10 protein-coding genes, 4 tRNA genes and 1 riboswitch are annotated in these 15,202 nt (G+C 72.2%); of the genes, 6 read left to right on the top strand and 8 right to left on the bottom strand.

What is annotated here, in order from left to right:
* The first annotated feature begins 154 nt into the window (after positions 1 to 154).
* Both wecB and AB4Y78_RS02985 read left to right on the top strand, forming a co-directional pair.
* Positions 155 to 1,234, top strand: a complete 1,080-nt coding sequence (gene wecB / locus AB4Y78_RS02990) for a non-hydrolyzing UDP-N-acetylglucosamine 2-epimerase (RefSeq protein WP_441736855.1) — start codon at positions 155 to 157, stop codon at positions 1,232 to 1,234.
* The gene (locus AB4Y78_RS02985; RefSeq protein WP_441714948.1) at positions 1,231 to 3,354 is read left to right on the top strand and encodes an acyltransferase family protein; all 2,124 of its coding nucleotides are present in this window, start codon (positions 1,231 to 1,233) and stop codon (positions 3,352 to 3,354) included. The genes wecB and AB4Y78_RS02985 overlap by 4 nt, the downstream gene beginning before the upstream one ends.
* A gap of 64 nt (positions 3,355 to 3,418) precedes the next feature.
* Here the strand turns inward: AB4Y78_RS02985 and AB4Y78_RS02980 are convergent.
* The 3 genes from AB4Y78_RS02980 to AB4Y78_RS02970 all read right to left on the bottom strand — a co-directional run bounded on the left by AB4Y78_RS02980 (position 3,419) and on the right by AB4Y78_RS02970 (position 3,701).
* Positions 3,419 to 3,492, bottom strand: a tRNA-Phe gene (locus AB4Y78_RS02980).
* Between the two features lie 26 nt (positions 3,493 to 3,518).
* A tRNA-Asp gene (locus AB4Y78_RS02975) sits at positions 3,519 to 3,592 on the bottom strand.
* Positions 3,593 to 3,628: 36 nt separating this feature from the next.
* Positions 3,629 to 3,701 (bottom strand) — tRNA-Glu (locus AB4Y78_RS02970).
* A gap of 204 nt (positions 3,702 to 3,905) precedes the next feature.
* On the opposite strand from AB4Y78_RS02970, the gene AB4Y78_RS02965 reads away from it, so the two are divergent.
* Positions 3,906 to 6,056 carry an acyltransferase family protein gene (locus AB4Y78_RS02965; RefSeq protein WP_441736854.1) on the top strand — a complete coding sequence of 717 codons (2,151 nt, stop codon included), beginning with the start codon at positions 3,906 to 3,908 and terminating at the stop codon, positions 6,054 to 6,056.
* Between the two features lie 3 nt (positions 6,057 to 6,059).
* Here AB4Y78_RS02965 and AB4Y78_RS02960 read toward each other — a convergent pair whose 3' ends face one another.
* Both AB4Y78_RS02960 and AB4Y78_RS02955 read right to left on the bottom strand, forming a co-directional pair.
* Positions 6,060 to 7,109, bottom strand: a complete 1,050-nt coding sequence (locus AB4Y78_RS02960) for a PHP domain-containing protein (protein WP_441736852.1) — start codon at positions 7,107 to 7,109, stop codon at positions 6,060 to 6,062.
* A gap of 4 nt (positions 7,110 to 7,113) precedes the next feature.
* Entirely contained in the window at positions 7,114 to 8,550 is a 1,437-nt protein-coding gene (locus tag AB4Y78_RS02955) for a GuaB1 family IMP dehydrogenase-related protein (RefSeq protein ID WP_441714942.1), read from the bottom strand.
* A 40-nt stretch (positions 8,551 to 8,590) separates the two neighbouring features.
* Here AB4Y78_RS02955 and AB4Y78_RS02950 point away from each other — a divergent pair, with 40 nt between their 5' ends.
* Positions 8,591 to 9,847 (top strand): DUF445 domain-containing protein, encoded by a 1,257-nt coding sequence (locus tag AB4Y78_RS02950; protein ID WP_441714940.1) that lies wholly within the window; start codon positions 8,591 to 8,593, stop codon positions 9,845 to 9,847.
* Between the two features lie 29 nt (positions 9,848 to 9,876).
* Entirely contained in the window at positions 9,877 to 10,551 is a 675-nt protein-coding gene (locus AB4Y78_RS02945) for a DUF6891 domain-containing protein (protein WP_441714938.1), read from the top strand.
* 24 nt (positions 10,552 to 10,575) lie between these two features.
* Here AB4Y78_RS02945 and AB4Y78_RS02940 read toward each other — a convergent pair whose 3' ends face one another.
* Together AB4Y78_RS02940 and AB4Y78_RS02935 are read right to left on the bottom strand one after the other, a co-directional pair.
* Positions 10,576 to 11,688: an acyltransferase family protein gene (locus AB4Y78_RS02940; RefSeq protein WP_441714936.1), complete on the bottom strand. Its 1,113-nt coding sequence runs from the start codon at positions 11,686 to 11,688 to the stop codon at positions 10,576 to 10,578.
* A 94-nt stretch (positions 11,689 to 11,782) separates the two neighbouring features.
* Positions 11,783 to 13,039 carry an NAD(P)/FAD-dependent oxidoreductase gene (locus tag AB4Y78_RS02935; protein ID WP_007927312.1) on the bottom strand — a complete coding sequence of 419 codons (1,257 nt, stop codon included), beginning with the start codon at positions 13,037 to 13,039 and terminating at the stop codon, positions 11,783 to 11,785.
* 107 nt (positions 13,040 to 13,146) lie between these two features.
* Between AB4Y78_RS02935 and AB4Y78_RS02930 the strand changes: the two genes are divergently transcribed.
* Positions 13,147 to 13,219 (top strand) — tRNA-Lys (locus tag AB4Y78_RS02930).
* Between the two features lie 30 nt (positions 13,220 to 13,249).
* On the opposite strand, the gene AB4Y78_RS02925 is transcribed toward AB4Y78_RS02930, so the two are convergent.
* On the bottom strand, positions 13,250 to 14,932 hold the full coding sequence (locus AB4Y78_RS02925) for a S8 family peptidase (RefSeq protein WP_441736850.1): 1,683 nt from the start codon (positions 14,930 to 14,932) through the stop codon (positions 13,250 to 13,252).
* A gap of 83 nt (positions 14,933 to 15,015) precedes the next feature.
* A riboswitch (cobalamin riboswitch) is annotated at positions 15,016 to 15,192 on the top strand.
* The last annotated feature ends 10 nt before the right edge of the window (positions 15,193 to 15,202 follow it).

Below are 15,202 nucleotides of genomic sequence, written 5' to 3'. Positions count from 1 at the left end.
CTCGTGGTGCGTGGGTGCGGGAACCATCCGCAGCATCCTAAGCCTCGTGCCGGGTCGGGGCAGGAGCGCCGTGCGAGACTGTCTGCGGCCCGAGAGTCTCGACCGTCCCCGACCCATCCAAGGAGAACGACCCGTGGCGCCTCTTGTTCTGCACGTGACCGGTGCTCGCCCCAACTTCCCTAAGGCGGCGCCCGTCCTCGAGGGGCTCGGCGCGTACGACGTCGAGCAGCTGCTCGTCCACACCGGTCAGCACTACGACGACAAGATGTCCGACATCTTCTTCCGGCAGCTCGGCATCCCGAAGCCGGACGTCAACCTCGGTGTCGGCTCGGGCGCCCACGGGGCGCAGACGGCCAAGGTCATGGAGGCGCTCGAGGAGCTCTTCACCGAGCGCCGCCCCGATCTCGTCGTCGTCTACGGCGACGTCAACTCCACGGTCGCCGCTGCGCTCGTCGCCTCGAAGATGGGCATCACCTTCGCCCACGTCGAGGCCGGCCTGCGCTCCTTCGACATGACGATGCCGGAGGAGATCAACCGGCTCGTCACCGACAAGCTCTCCGACCTGCTGCTCACGACGAGCACGGACGCGATCGGTCACCTCGGCAACGAGGGCACCGACCCGGACAAGATCCACTTCGTCGGCAACCCGATGATCGACACGCTGCTCAAGAACAAGGAGCGCTTCGACCCCGGGGCCGTGCGCGGCGAGGTCGGCATCGAGGGTGACTACATCGTTGCGACGCTGCACCGGCCGGGCAACGTCGACGACCCGGAGGACGTCAAGGCGCTCGTCGCCGCGATGCACGCCGTCGCCGACCAGGCCCAGGTCGTCATCCCGCTGCACCCGCGCGGCCGGGCCCGGCTGGAGGAGGCCGGCTTCCTCGACCACCCGGGCATGCGCGTCATCGACCCGCTCGGCTACATCGAGTTCATGGGCCTCGTCCGCGGCGCCGCCGCGGTCGTCACCGACTCCGGTGGCGTCCAGGAGGAGACGACGATCCTCGGGGTCCCGTGCCTCACCCTGCGCCCCAACACCGAGCGCCCGGTGACCATCACCCACGGCACCAACCAGCTCGTCACGCGCGAGACGCTCTCCGAGCGGGTCCGCGAGGTCCTCGCCACCGGCCCGCTCGAGACCTGGGACACGCCGCCCCTGTGGGACGGCCACGCCGGTGAGCGCATCGCCAAGGTGCTCGCCGCGGCCGTGGGTGCCGCTCGTCGAGGCGAGGCGTGACCGCGAGCTCGGGGGACACACGTCTGAGCGCCGAGGCTAGGGAGAGCGCCGCCGAGGCGCACCACGGGGCGAAGGGGGGCAAGAACCTCCGCGGTGACATCGAGGGCCTGCGGGCCATCGCCGTCGGCACCGTGCTCCTCTACCACGTCGGCATGCCCTTCCTGCCCGGCGGCTTCGTCGGCGTCGACATCTTCTTCGTCATCTCCGGCTTCCTCATCACCTCGCTGCTGCTGCGCGAGACGGTGCGGTCCGGGCGCATCTCGATCGCGGACTTCTACGCCCGCCGGGCCCGACGGCTGCTGCCGGCCGCCTCGGTCGTCCTCGTCTTCACGGCGATCGCCGGGTGGTTCGTCCTCTCCGGTGGCGACCGGGCCAACCTGGGCGTCGACGTCATCGCGGCGACCTTCTACGTCATCAACTGGGCGCTCGCCCTGCGGTCGGTCGACTACCTCGCCGAGGACGACGCACCGTCGGCGCTGCAGCACTACTGGTCGCTGTCGGTCGAGGAGCAGTTCTACGTCGTCTGGCCGCTCGTCATCATCGTCGGGCTCGTGCTCGCCCGACGCCTGTCGGTGCGCGCCAAGCCGCTGCTCTTCGGCGTCCTGTCCGTCATCGCGCTCGCCTCCCTCACCTACTCGGTGGTCCACACGGCGGCGAGCCCGGCGACGGCCTACTTCTACACGACGACCCGCGTCTGGGAGCTGGCGATCGGGGCCCTGCTCGCCTTCCTCGTGCTGCGGCTGACCGCCCTGCCGCGGATCGCCGCCGAGGTGCTGTCGGGCATCGGGCTGGTGCTCGTGCTGGGTGGGGCCTTCCTCCTCGACGAAAAGGTCGCCTGGCCCGGCTCGTGGGCCCTGGTGCCCACCGTCGGGGCGGCACTCATCATCGCGGCCGGCTGCTCGACGCAGCGCACCGTGGCCGCCCGGCTGCTCAGCCTGAAGCCGATGGTCTGGATCGGCGGCCTGTCGTACGCGATCTACCTGTGGCACTGGCCCCTCATCACGCTGGCCCAGCAGGCCTACCCCGACGTGCGGCTGCGCCACCTGGCCCTGCTCGGCGTCCTCTCGGTCGTCCTCGCCTGGCTGACCAAGCACCTCGTCGAGGACCCGATCCGGTTTCACCCCGGGCTGAGCGCCAAGGCCTCGCGGGGGCTGCTCTTCGGCCTCGCGTCGATGGTGGTGACGACCCTCGTCGGCACGGCGGTCTGGGCCTCGGTGCCCAAGCTCGACCCCGACGCGCAGGTCGAGGGGGCGACGACCCTCGTCGCCGACGCCGCGAGCGAGGACTGGAGCGTGGACGACGAGGCGGTCGCGCAGCTGCCGACCTCCGGCGACGTCGTGCCCGACCCCGCTGTCGCCACCGAAGACAACCCCTCGTACTACGAGGACGGCTGCCAGATGACCAACGGCACCGTCGACGTCGACCCCTCGTGCGTCTACGGCGCGCAGGACGGCGACACGAGCATCGCCATCCTCGGTGACTCCAAGATGGGGCAGTGGTTCCCCGCGGTCGAGTCCATCGCCGACAGCGAGGGCTGGCGCCTGGAGCTCTACCTCAAGGCGGCCTGCCCCTTCACCTACGCCGGCGCCAACAAGGCCGAGTGCTCGACCTACAGCCGCAACGTCGTGGGGCACATGGAGTCCGAGGGCGCCCCCGACATCGCGATCGTCTCGCAGAGCACGACCGACTCGCCCAAGCTCCGCGAGGGCATGGCAGAGGCCATCGGTGACCTGCGCTCGCAGGGCACCGAGGTCGTCATGCTCGCCGACACCCCGCGCCCCAAGGACGAGGTCTACGCCTGCGTCGAGGAGCACCGTGAGGACTTCGCGCAGTGCGACTTCCCCGCAGCGGGCACGGGACGTGCGGGCAACGGCACATCGGCGCTGCGGGCCGTCGCGAGGGCGGAGGAGCTCCCCTTCGTCGACCTCAACGAGTGGATCTGCCCGCCCGGGCGCGACACGTGCCCGGCCGTCGTCGGCGGCACCCTCGTCTACCGCCAGGGCAGCCACATCACGGCCAGCTACATCCGCTCGCTGACGCCCATGCTCTACCGCGCGCTCGCGGCCGAGGAGCTGACGCAGCGGCAGGCGGGCCAGATCACCGTGGACGACATCCCGTAACCCCGGGCAGGGACGACGAAGGGCGCCGCCCCGCTGGGGGTGGCGCCCTTCGTCTTGGCTCCGGTGGCCAGGGGCGGGGTCGAACCGCCGACCTTCCGATTTTCAGTCGGACGCTCGTACCAACTGAGCTACCTGGCCGAGCCGGTCCGAACCGGACCAGCGAGCGACCCTGACGGGACTCGAACCCGCGACCTCCGCCGTGACAGGGCGGCGCGCTAACCAACTGCGCTACAGGGCCTTGGTGTGCAAGGCACGTGCACGATACTGCTGTGCGTATCCCCAACGGGATTCGAACCCGTGCTACCGCCGTGAAAGGGCGGGGTCCTAGGCCGCTAGACGATGGGGACCCGTCTCCGAGAACCCCCTCGCTACGCAGCAGGCAGCACCCGAATCCGTCGAGGACTCGAGAAGCATACGAGACACATCGCCGATCGCCAAAACGAGCGCGTCGGCCCCCGCGGGACCGGGTGCCGACGGTCCGTCCGCAGCGGAATGCGTGCACCCCGCAGTTACCCTGACGGGTGGCCCCCTGACCAGCACACGAAGGACCCATGGTGGAGACAGACACGGCGCCCGGCTCGTCCGGACGGTTGACCGAGGGGCTGCCCGAGCGGCGCTTCCGGCCCGAGCTGCACGGCCTGCGCGGCCTGGCGATCCTGCTCGTCGCGCTCTTCCACGTCTTCGGGCACGGCCGCGTCTCCGGCGGTCTCGACGTCTTCCTCGTCGTCTCCGGCTTCCTCTTCACCGGCATGCTCCTGCGCGAGGCCGCGACGACCGGTCGGATCCGCGTCGGTCCCTACATCGGTCGGCTGGCCCGACGCCTGCTGCCGGCCATGGTCACCGTCGTGGCCGTCACGACCGTTGCCGGACTGCTCGTGCTGCCCGAGAGCCGCTGGAACGCGCTGCTGCGCGAGGCCGCCGCCTCGGTGCTCTACGTGGAGAACTGGGAGCTCATCAAGAGCCAGCTGGCCTACGAGGCCGCCGGAGCGGACACGAGCGTCTTCCAGCACATCTGGTCGCTCTCCGTGCAGGGGCAGTTCTACCTGCTGTGGCCCGTGCTGACGATCCTCGCCGTCGTCGTGGCCCGCCGCCTCGGCATGCGCGCCCGGACCGCGATGATCGTCGTCTCCGTCCTCGTCATGGCGGCCTCCTTCCCCTTCGCCGTCTACATGCACCACGCCCAGCAGGCCAATGCCTACCTCAACACCGGCACGCGCCTGTGGCAGCTCGCCTTCGGTGCGCTCATCGCGCTGCTCGGCGCCGAGGTGCTGCCGCGCGCGATCCGCCCGGTCACCGGCTGGATCGGCCTGCTGCTCATCATCACCTGCGGCTTCTTCCTCGACGGCGGCCAGCTCTTCCCCGGCCCGTGGGCCCTGTGGCCCGTCCTCGGCTTCGCGCTCGTCATGTGGTCAGAGCACGACGCCCGGTGGGGCGTGACGCAGGTGCTGCAGCTGCGGCCCTTCGCCTGGGTCGGCGACATCTCGTACGCCTTCTACCTGTGGCACTGGCCGATCCTCGTGCTGTGGATCAGCCACAGCGGGCACGAGCGGGTCGGCCTCCTCGAGGCCGTCGGCATCCTCGCGCTCGCCATCACGCTCGCCCAGCTCACCCTGCGTCTCGTCGAGCGCCCGGTCACCGCCCGACTCGGCTCCCGGCCCGGCCCGGCCATGGCGCTCGGAGCGGCGCTCGTCGTGCTCGTCGCGGCACCCACCGCACTCGGCGCCCAGGCGATCACCCGCCACGAGCAGGACGAGCTGGCGCGTCAGGAGTCGCTCACGCGCGTCGCCGCGGAGGACAAGGTGCTCGGCTCCGCCGACAAGCCCCTCGTGCTCGACAACCCCGGCGCCCGCGACCTCGACCCGGACAGCTGGGTGGACGCCGCGCCCGACGCCGAGCTCATCCCCGAGCTCGGCGTGCTCGAGAAGGACCAGCCCGACTACTACGACAAGCCCTGCCGCCAGCAGGCCGACGGGCCCGGCACGGAGACGCCGCTGATCTGCGACGACCCCGAGCACCCCGAGGGCTCGCCCGGCTGGGAGGAGATGCCCGTCGTCGTCGTCGCCGGCGGCTCGCACGCCGGCCAGTGGGTGCCCGCCTTCGAGGAGCTCGGCCGTCAGCACGGCTGGCGCATCCTCGTCGCCGACAAGGGCGGCTGCCAGCTGACGAGCAACCACGGCCAGTACCCGCGACCGCGCGACATCACCCCGCGCAGCTCGTGCGTCGCCTGGAACAAGGAGATCGTCGACGTCCTCGACGACCTCGACCCCGACCTCGTCGTCACCATCGGCACGACCAGCCTCGGTGCGCCGGAGAGCACCTCGCGCGGATTCCTCGACAAGTGGGCCGAGCTGGAGGAGCGCGACATCCCCGTGCTGACGATGCGCGACAGCCCCCGCATCCGCAAGCCGCTGTCCGAGTGCCTCAGCCGCACCGACGACCCGAGCGACTGCGACACCCCGCGGGTCGGCAGCAAGAACTACGGACTGGCGGCGACGTCCCCCTTCGTCGGCCTGGAGGGCACCGACGGGATCGGCTACGTCGACCTGTCGGAGTACTACTGCCCGAAGGACACCTGCCCGGCGGTCGTCGGCAACGTCATCGTCTACCGCGACGCCTCGCACCTGTCGTCGACCTTTGTCCGCACGCTCGCCGCGCCGCTGTCGCGCGAGCTGCGCGAGCAGGCCCCCCAGCTCTACGAGTGAGGCTCAGCGCGGGGCGGCCCACTCCCGCACCCGCTCGGCCTCCCAGGTCGTGATGATCCGCTCGAGCGGCACCCCGAGCCGCTCCGCGCGCTCGGCGCCGTAGGCCTTCATCTCCAGCTGGCCGGGCGCGTGCGCGTCGGAGTCGACGGCGAAGAGGCAGCCGATCTCCAGAGCCAGCTCGACGAGCTCGTCGGGCGGGTCGCACCGCTCGGGGCGGGAGTTGATCTCCACCGCCACGTCGTGCTCGGCGCAGGCCTCGAAGACCGCGCGCGCGTCGAAGTCGCTCTGCGGGCGCGTGCCGCGCGAGCCGGTGACGAGACGACCCGTGCAGTGGCCCAGGACGTTGACGCGCGGGTTGGCGACGGCCGCGACCATGCGGGCGGTCATCGGGCCCCGCACCATCTTGAGCTTCGAGTGCACCGACGCCGTGACGAGGTCGAGCCGCGCGAGCATCTCCGGCGTCTGGTCGAGACCGCCGTCGTCGAGGATGTCGACCTCGATGCCGGACATCACGGTGAAGGCGTCGCCGAGCGACGCGTCGATCCGTGCGAGGAGGTCGAGCTGCTGCGCGAGTCGCTGCGCGGAGAGCCCGTTGGCGATCCGCAGGCGGGGCGAGTGGTCGGTGAGGACCATCCACTCCTGCCCGAGCTCGACCGCCGTGAGGACCATCTCGTCGATCGGGCTGCCTCCGTCGGACCAGTCCGAGTGCAGGTGGCAGTCGCCGATGATCGCCTCGGTGTAGGCGGTGCCGCCCTCGACGAGCGGGCCGCCGTGCTGTTCCTGCTGGGTGGCGAGGTAGTCGGGCAGCTCGCCGCGCACGGCCTGCTCGATGACCCCGGCCGTGGACCTGCCGATGCCGGCGAGCTCGGTGACGGTGCCCGCCTCGACCCGCTCGCGGACCTCCCCTTCGTCCAGCTCGCGCAGGGTCGCGACGGCGCCCCGGAAGGCCTCGACCCGCCGGCTGTGCTGCCGGGACCGCTCGAGGAGGAAGGCGACGCGACGCAGCGCCGCCACCGGGTCGACCGGGGCCTCCAGCGGGTCGAGGGACCTCACGACGTCACCAGGAGGTGTGCAGCGGTCGGCCCTCGGCGAAGCCGGCCGTCGACTGGAGCCCGACGAGTGCCCGCTCGTGGAACTCCTCGAGCGTCGTCGCGCCCGCGTAGGTGCACGAGCTGCGCACGCCGCCGACGATCTCGTCGATGACGTCCTCGACGCCCGGCCCCTGCGGGTCGACGTACATCCGCGAGTTGGAGATGCCCTCCTCGAAGAGGGACTTGCGAGCCCGGTCGAAGGGGGAGTCCGCCGCCGTGCGGTGCTGCACCGCCCGTGCCGACGCCATGCCGAAGGACTCCTTGTAGCGGCGTCCGTCCGCGTCGACGACGAGGTCACCGGGCGACTCGAGCGTGCCGGCGAACCAGGAGCCGATCATCACATTGCTCGCACCGGCGGCGAGGGCGAGGGCGACGTCGCGCGGGTGACGGACCCCGCCGTCGGCCCACACGTGCTTGCCCATCTCGCGGGCGGCCGCGGCACACTCGAGCACCGCGGAGAACTGCGGCCGACCGACGGCCGTCATCATCCGTGTCGTGCACATCGCGCCGGGGCCCACCCCGACCTTGACGATGTCGGCGCCCGCCTCGATGAGCTCGCGGGCGCCCTCGGCGGAGACGATGTTGCCCGCGACGACGGGCACGTGCGGGTCGAGGGCGCGGACGGCCGCGAGGGCGTCGAGCATCTTGCGCTGGTGGCCGTGCGCGGTGTCGACGACGAGCACGTCGGCGCCGGCCGCGAGCAGCTCGGCGGCCTTGCCGCCCACGTCGCCGTTGATCCCCACGGCCGCGGCGATCCGCAGCCGGCCCTGCGCGTCGACGGCGGGGGTGTACATGCTGGCGCGCACCGCCCCCTTCGTCGTCTGGATGCCCACGAGCCGGCCGTCGGCGTCGACGACGGGCGCGACCCGGCGGCGAGCGCGGTGCAGCTCGTCGAAGGCCGCGCGGGGGTCGGCCCCGGCCGACAGGGTCATCGGGTCGGCTGACATGACGTCCAGGACCTGCGTGAAGCGGTCGACCCGGTCGAGGTCGCGCTCGGTGACCACCCCGACGGGGCGGCCGTCGCGCACGACGACACCCGCGCCGTGGGCCCGCTTGCTGATGAGGGCGAGCGCCTCGCCGGCGGTCGTGCTCGGCTCGAGCGTGATCGCGGTGTCGTGGACGAGGTCGCGGGCCTTGACCCACGAGATGACCTCGGCGACGACCTGCACGGGGATGTCCTGCGGGATGACCGTCAGACCACCGCGTCGGGCCGTCGTCTCGGCCATCCGGCGACCCGCGATCGCCGTCATGTTGGCGACGACGAGCGGGATCGTCGTGCCGGTGCCGTCCTGGGTGGTGAGGTCGACCTCGTGCCGACTCGCGACCTCGCTGCGCCTCGGCACCATGAAGACGTCGTCGTAGGTCAGGTCGAACTGGGGCACCAGGCCGTTGAGGAACTCCACGGTGACCAGTGTAGGGAGGGAGATGGGGCAGGATCGCAGGGTGAGCTTCCTGCAGGAGTCCCCCGCCGACGAGCGCCGCCGGGCCGGTCTGCGCCGCATGCGCACCGTGGCCACGGGGCTGCTCGTCCTCGCGGCGCTCGTCTACGTCATCACCCTGCGTCTCGACCACGGCGGCGTGTGGGGCTTCGTCAACACCGCCGCCGAGGCGGCGATGGTAGGAGCCCTCGCGGACTGGTTCGCCGTCACGGCGCTCTTCCGTCACCCGCTCGGCCTGCCCGTCCCGCACACGGCGCTCGTCAAGAAGCGCAAGGACGAGCTCGGACGCAGCCTGCAGGAGTTCGTCGCCGACAACTTCCTCACCGAGGAGATCGCGCGTGACCGGCTGGCCTCCGCGCACGTCGCCCAGCGCCTCGGTACCTGGCTCGGTGGCGCCGACCAGCGGCAGCGGGTGCTCACCGAGGTCGCCCGCGGTGGGACCCGCGCCCTCGAGCGGGTGGCCGACGAGGACGTGCACGACTTCCTCGAGCAGCTCCTCCTGCCGCGCCTGGCGCAGGAGCCGATCAGCCCGATCGCCGGGTCGCTCCTCGAGGGCGTCGTCGACGGCGGCAGCCACACCGGTCTCGTCGACCTCGGCATCGACGAGATCACCCGGTGGTTGCGGGACAACCCGGAGCTCTTCAAGCAGGTCGTCGGTGACAAGGCGCCGTGGTGGACGCCTGAGTGGGTCGACGACAAGGTCATCGACTGGACCTACCGGCAGGCGGTCACCTGGCTCGGCGAGATGCGCTCCGATGCCCGCCACCCGGCCCGCGCGGCCCTCGACGACCTGCTGCGCCGCCTGGCGGCAGACCTGCAGCACGACCCCGAGGTCATGGCGAGCGCGGAGTCGCTCAAGGAGCGTCTGCTCGCGCACCCGCAGGTGCCCACGAGCGCCGTCGCCGTGTGGCAGTCGCTGCGCACCTCGCTCCTCGGGGCGATGGCCGACCGGGAGTCCTACTTCTGGCGCCGCGGCGACGAGCTGCTCACGCACCTGGGCGACCACCTCGCGCACGACACGGCGTGGCAGCAGCGCCTCGAGACCCACCTGGGCGAGGTCGTCGCCTTCTTCGTCAACACCTACGGCGACGAGCTCGCCGAGGTCATCTCGGTGACCGTCGAGCGCTGGGACGCCGACGAGGCGAGCGAGCGGATCGAGCTCTTCGTCGGCCGCGACCTGCAGTTCATCCGGATCAACGGCACCGTCGTCGGCGCCCTCGCTGGCCTGGCGATCCACTCGGTGAGCGTGCTCATCGCCTGACGGGGACGGCCCGGCGCTAGCGTGGCCGCATGGGACTCTTCGACCGCCTCCGCAAGCGCCAGGACCCGACCGCCCCCGCGCGGCAGGTACCGGAGGAGCCGGCCGTCGAGCTCTCGCCGGACGAGCTCGCCGAGCACGAGTCCGCGCTGCGTGACTCGGCCCGGGTCACCTTCGCGACGACGCGGATGCCGATGGTGCAGCACGACGACCTCGCGACCGACGCGGCCGCCGAGGGGCTGCCGCTCGAGCGCGCCCGCGAGATCCTGCGCGAGGAGTGGGACCGGCGCGTCCAGCTGGCGCAGGAGCACCGCGATGACGACGACTCCGGCTCGGTGCGGCGGGCCTTCGTCGCGCTCAATGCCGAGGGGGTGCTCGCGGTGGAGGCCCTCGGGTACGACAACGACGAGGGTCACGAGCTCGCGACGGAGGAGGCCGGGGACGTCGGGGCCGAGGGCTACGTCTTCTTCCACGCCCAGGACGTCGAGCGCGTCGTCGACGGACCCGGCACCCTGCACCTGCGGTATGCCGCGGCGCGCTACACGGCGACGTCCGCTGCCGACAAGTACGCCGAGGACGAGGCGGTCGGTCGACGGGTCGTCGCGGCGCTCGAGGGCGAGGGGCTCGCGCCGACGTGGGACGGGTCCGGCGCCAGCACGATCACCCTCGAGAGGCTGCGCTGGTACCCGGTGCCGGGCGACGCCTGAGCGCCGGAGGGGGTGCGCTGGGCGTCAGCGGGGTGCGCTGAGCGGCAGCCGGACCTCTGCCCGCTCGACGTGCCGCCGGGGCTGGTCGGCCACATGCAGGTCGCCCGTGGGTCGGGTCGGCAGCGAGGGCAGCGACACGCGCATCGCGGGGCGCTCCACGAGTCGCCACGACAGCACCGCCAGCGGCAGCACGCAGGCGAAGGAGACGAGCGCGAAGACGGGCGCGGGCACGATCGCGCCGAGGCCGAGCATGCCGAGCACCTGCTGGACGGGCCAGCCGTAGACGTAGAGCCCGTAGGAGTGGTCCTCGCGGGCGGCGATCGAGGTGCGCCAGGTGCCACCGACGTGCAGCAGCGCGTAGGTGAGCGGCACCGCGCCGAGCAGGTTGAGCGCCGACTCGCTGGCGACGGTCAGCCCCACGACGGCGACGACGGACAGGGCCGTGAGGGGGGTCGTCGTGCGGAGCCGGTCACGCAGCGCGTAGGCGAGGACACCCACGGCGAAGAAGGTGAAGAGGCGCAGGGCGCTCGTGATCATGTGCGCGGCGCCGGAGAGCTCACCGACCCACCAGCTGAGCAGGGGCAGGGCGACCGCGGCGACTGCGGCGGAGGCGACGAGGTGGCGTCGCACCCACACGATGCCCAGGGCGGCGCCGCACAGCAGGTAGGCCGCGAACTCGTACATGAGCGTCCACAGCGAGCCATTCCACATGCCCGGGTTGGGCGCGCCGGCGAGCGTCCCGCCGATCGCGGGGGTGGTCATGACGAGGGCCGCGTTGTCGAGGACGTAGGCGAGCGAGTCGGCGGGGTTCCACCCGTGGCCGCCGATGACCCCGCCGAGCGGCGCCAGCACGAAGCCCGTGACGGCCAGGCAGGCCCAGAAGCCCGGGAAGATCCGCTTGGCCCGCCGCCAGATGTACGTGCCGAATCCGTTGCGCAGCCGGCTGCCCGCGATGAGGAAGCCGGAGAGGGCGAAGAATCCGTTGACCCCGATCGTGCCGAAGCGCTCCATGGCGCTCGCCCCGTAGCCACCGAGCGGCCACGAGTGGGCGAGGATCACCGCCGCGGCAAGCCCGAGGCGGACGGCGTTGAGCGAGTTGTCGCGGCTGGTGAGGAGTGAACTGACGGGGGAGGACATCCCTTCGACCGTAACGAAGAGGTAACGGCCCGTCACATCGAGAGGGGGTGGGAAGGCTCACCCCGTCTCGGCGCGGAGGCCCCAGCCGGTCGGGTCAGCGCAGCGGGTCGAAGGGGGTGAGCTCGGGGGCCGGTCGGCCCGTCGCGATGGTCTGCGCGAGCAGCCGGCCGGTGGCCGGGCCGAGGGTCATGCCCCACATCCCGTGGCCGCCGGCGACGAGCACGCGCGGCGAGCTCGTGCGGCCGATGAGGGGCAGGCCGTCGGAGGTGCAGGGGCGCGAGCCGACCCACTCGTCCTGGCGGTCGTCGAGGTCGACGCCGGTGAGGAAGGGCCGGGCGGCGTCGACGATCGCGGTGATCCGGCGCGGGTCGAGCGCGGCGTCGGGCGCGCGGAACTCCATCATCCCGGCGACCCGCAGCCGGTCACCGAGCGGTGTGCAGGCGATGCGCTGCGCCGGCAGGTAGACCGGCCCGCGCGGGGTGTGCTCGATCGGCACCGAGAAGCTGTAGCCGCGGCCGGCCTGGACGTGCTCGCGCACGCCGAAGGGGCGGGCGAGCTCGTCGAGCCAGGTACCCGTCGCGACGACGACGGCGTCGACGGCCTGCGTGCCGGCCTGGTCGAGGGCGAGGCGCACCCCCTTCGTCTCATCGGTGATGCCGGTGACCCGGGTGCCCTCGTGGATCGTCCCGCCGCGGGCCCGCACCGAGGCGGCGAGGGCGTCGACGTACTCGCCGGGGTTGACGTAGCGCTGGCCGAGCAGGCGGATGCCCGCCCCGATCTGGTCGGAGAAGGTCGGCTCCGCGGAGCGGACCTCGTCGCCCGTCAGCTCCTCGAAGCCGACGTCCTGCCCGGAGGCGGCGATGTGCTCGAGCTCGGTGAGCAGGAACTCCGTCTCGCTGCGCGTGCGGTAGCCGGCGATGAAGGAGGTGGCCTCGAGGGCAGTGGCGCCCACGCCGCCGGCGGCGAGGTCGTCGAAGGCGGGCAGGGCGTGCCCGTTGATCGGCACGAGCGAGCGCATCGAGCGCGACCAGCGGCGCATCGTGCTGTTGCGGGTGAAGGTCGCGAGGAACTTCAGCAGCCGCGGGTCGGTCGTCACGGGGACGTAGACCGGTGACGCGGGCGAGATGACTGCCTTGATCCCGTAGGAGAGGACCGCCGGGTCGGGCAGCGGGGTCGAGATGCCCGGGGTGATCCAGCCGGCATTGCCCCACGACGAGCCGGCGGCGACGCCGTCGCGGTCGTAGACGTCGACCTCGATGCCGTGCTCCTGCAGGAACCACGCGGTCGACAGACCGACCATGCCGGCGCCGACGACGGCGACTCTGCGGGGGGTGGGGGCCTGGCTGCTCATCGTGTCCTCTCGAGACGGCCCGCGGGGTCTCCGCGGCGCATCTTGCACACTGTGCCCCAGATCACGTTGGTGGGCAAAGCCCTGCTGCGCACTACGCTGTGGCGGCCGGGCCTCTAGCTCAACGGTCAGAGCTGCGGACTTTTAATCCGTAGGTTGTGGGTTCGAATCCCACGGGGCCCACTGTGTGGTGTCAGGTGACGTCGGAGCCGGTCAGCGCACCGCTGCGCCCGCGTCGACGACGCCCTCGCCGAAGATCCCGTTGCGCTGGGTCGTGCCCGCGCACGTCACGCTGCCCTCGTCCGCGGGACACGGCTGGTCGACGGCCGTCTCGCGCAGTTGGGCGGCGACGTCGTCGGGCGACATGCGCTCGCCGTGCGCGCTGATGATCAGCGCCGCCGTGCCCGTGACGTGCGGCGAGGCCATCGACGTGCCCTGGAGCCAGGTGTAGAGGCCGCAGCGCCGGTCGGGGTCGGGGTCGGTGTCGCCGATGCCGTCGGGGCAGCTGCGCACGACCTGCTCGTTGCCGCTCTCGGTGACCCGGCCCTCGTCGTCGACGGACCCCTCGGTCCGGGCGAGGTCGCGGGGGAGGGCGGAGAGGATGCCGCCGCGACCGTCGGGCTCCTGACCGCCGGGGGCCGCGACGTCGATGCGCCCGTCGTCGGGGTCGGAGGTCCAGTTGGAAAAGGTCGACCGGACCGCGCCCTCGTCGATCGACGCGACACCGATGACGTGCTCGCCGTCGAGCGGCATGCGCTCGCACTCCTGCGGGTCGACGGTGCGCGCGTGGGCGTCGTCGCCGTAGTTGGGGCTCGTCTCGTCGGGGCCGCGCGAGCCGACGTCGGCGCCTTCGTTGCCCGCGGAGGTCACGATCGTCACGCCGGCCTCGTGGGTGAGGTCGTAGGCGCGGTGCATCAGCTCGAGGGCGACGTCCTGGAAGTCGGCCTGTTCGGGGCTGTCCCCCTTCGCCCCGCCGGGGCAGGCGACGAGCCAGGGGTCGACGTAGTAGCTCATGTTGACGACGTCGAGCTGCTGGTCGGCGGCGTAGGTGAGCGCATTGACCGTCGGCCCGAGGAAGAAGGTGCCGGAGTCCTGCCCGGCCCGCAGGTCGACGAGGGTGATGCCCGGCGCCACGCCGGTGACGCCGAGGTCGTTGGCCGCGGCGGCGATCGTGCCGGCGACGTGCGTGCCGTGACCGCCGTCGTCGACGCCGACCGGGTCGACGCAGCTGTCGACCTCGCACGAGCCGTCGATCTCCGGCAGGTCCGAGACGAAGGATCGTGAGAGGCCGGTGTCGAGCACGGGGGCCAGGTCGGGGTGGCTGCTGTCGACGCCAGTGTCGATGACCCCGACCCGCACCTCGCGTCGGCCGGTCGTCACCTCGTGGGCGCCGGCGGCGTCGATCTCCTCCAGGCCCCACAGCCACCCGTCGAAGGGGTCGCCGCCCTCGGGGGCGTCCGGGGGTGCGGGGATGTCGGTGGCCGGTGTCAGGTCGCCGTCGCTCGGCAGGGGCACGTGGGGCGGGTGCCAGTCGGTGCTGCGGTCGGTGACGGCGGCGCTCACGCCGTCGACTCCCTTCGCCCGCTCCGCGACGTCGCGAGCGGTGCTGCGCAGGGTCACCATGCCGATGCCCGTGTTGATCGAGGTGAGGTCGAGGCCGTCGGCCTTCAGGGCATCAGCGACGTCCTGGGTGTCGGCCGGGTCCTCGACGACGACCACCCAGTCGCGGCCCCCCAGCGGCGGGTCGAAGGTCTCGACCGTCGTCTCCCGCGGCGTGCTCACCGGGGCCGACGTCGACCCGCTGGTCTCCGGCGGGTCCTCACCGCCGACGAGCGTGCACCCGCTCACCGTCAGGGCGAGTGCCGTCAGCACCCCCACGCCACGACGTGCCCGCATCGGTCGTCCCCCTTCGTCGGTCCGGTGCACTGAGTCTAGGAGGCGAAGGGGGCAGGCCCGCAGGAAGCCGCCTGCCCAGTGGCCTAGGCTGGCTGCGAGCCAGACGCACACCAGTGCAAGGGAATCCGGTGAGACTCCGGAGCTGTCGCGCAGCGGTGAGGGTGACTGGCGGGGTGCAAGCCACTGGGCCGTGAGGTCTGGGAAGGGGCCCCGCCGGGTCGACCCCGAGTCCGAAAACCTGCTGGCTCGCTGCATCCGCACGGGTCTCGC

It is taken from the genome of Janibacter sp. RAF52 (assembly GCF_052114035.1).
Classification (GTDB): domain Bacteria; phylum Actinomycetota; class Actinomycetes; order Actinomycetales; family Dermatophilaceae; genus Janibacter; species Janibacter hoylei.
This window is presented reverse-complemented; position numbering and strand designations above follow the sequence as displayed.

What these genes read in the sequence shown, in the direction of transcription:
- AB4Y78_RS02965 (WP_441736854.1), top strand. Translation starts at nt 3,906, where the DNA reads ATGGTGGAGACAGACACGGCGCCCGGCTCGTCCGGACGGTTGACCGAG.
- AB4Y78_RS02945 (WP_441714938.1), top strand. Translation starts at nt 9,877, where the DNA reads ATGGGACTCTTCGACCGCCTCCGCAAGCGCCAGGACCCGACCGCCCCC.
- AB4Y78_RS02940 (WP_441714936.1), bottom strand. Translation starts at nt 11,688, where the DNA reads ATGTCCTCCCCCGTCAGTTCACTCCTCACCAGCCGCGACAACTCGCTC.
- AB4Y78_RS02935 (WP_007927312.1), bottom strand. Translation starts at nt 13,039, where the DNA reads ATGAGCAGCCAGGCCCCCACCCCCCGCAGAGTCGCCGTCGTCGGCGCC.
- AB4Y78_RS02925 (WP_441736850.1), bottom strand. Translation starts at nt 14,932, where the DNA reads ATGCGGGCACGTCGTGGCGTGGGGGTGCTGACGGCACTCGCCCTGACG.